At 34.6% G+C, this 1,184-nt stretch carries 1 protein-coding gene; it reads right to left on the bottom strand.

All coding sequences use genetic code 11. The features are described from left to right. Positions 1 to 1,184, bottom strand: a 1,184-nt coding sequence (locus BN346_RS15810; protein WP_040329924.1) for a DUF7507 domain-containing protein, incomplete at both ends; no start/stop codon positions are given.

The raw sequence follows: 1,184 nt of genomic DNA on the forward strand, positions 1-1,184 counted from the left end.
AGATACTGATAATCTATTTTAGCAGTATTTGGCATTGGATTTGGATTTGGCATTGTGTTTATCTTAACACTAAATACTACTGTCACTGTTTGACCTGGATTTACTGGTCCTATTGCTATTCCACTATTTGGATCTCCTCCGTTTGGATTTCCATCTACTGTTAGTGTTCCAGATACATAACTTGTTCCATTTGGCACTACATCTGTAAGTGTTACTGGGTTTGCTAGTATATTTCCTGTATTTGTTACTTTAATTGTATAAGTTACAGTTTCTCCAACCACTGCTGAAGTCTTATCTACTGATTTAACTAAGTTACCTTGGCTTATTAGATCTGCATGATTTACTGTAGTATCTACTGGATTTGTATTTACTGGTGGAAGTCCTGGTACTGTTACTGTTCCTATATTTTGTATTGGATTTGGACTTGGTAATACATTTCCTACAGTTACTTTCCAAGTTATTGTTACTGTTTGACCTGCGCCTACAGTTGTTAGTGTTATTCCTGTCATAGGATCTGTTCCTGTATATGCTGTATCTACTGTTAATGATCCATTTACATAACTTGTTCCACTTGGTAATGCATCAGTAAATAGTACATTGCTTATTGATGCTACTCCTGGATTGTTTACTGTTACTGTATAAGTTATAGTATCACCTAAGTCTGCAAATGCCTTATCTACTAATTTATTGACTAAAATATCTCCAACTGCTGTTTCTACTGTATTACTATTTCCTGTAACTCCTGTTGGTGTTCCATTTGGATTTACTAGATACTGATAATCTATTGTAGCAGTATTTGGCATTGGATTTGGATTTGGCATTGTGTTTATCTTAACACTAAATACTACAGTTACTGTTTGACCTGGATTTACTGGTCCTATTATTATTCCGTTATTTGGATTTCCTCCACTTGGAACTCCATCTACGGTTAACGTTCCACCTACATAACTTGTTCCATTTGGTACTACATCTGTAAGTGTTACTGGATTTGCTAATATATTTCCTGTATTTGTTACTTTAATTGTATAAGTTACTGTTTCTCCAACTACTGCTGTAGTCTTATCTACTGACTTAACTAAGTTTCCTTGGCTTATTAGATCTGCATGATTTACTGTAGTATCTACTGGATTTGTATCTATAGGTGGAAGTCCTGGTACTGTTATCGTTCCTATATTTTGTATTGG

Origin of the sequence: Clostridium ihumii AP5 (assembly GCF_000612845.1) — a bacterium.
Classification (GTDB): domain Bacteria; phylum Bacillota; class Clostridia; order Clostridiales; family Clostridiaceae; genus Clostridium_J; species Clostridium_J ihumii.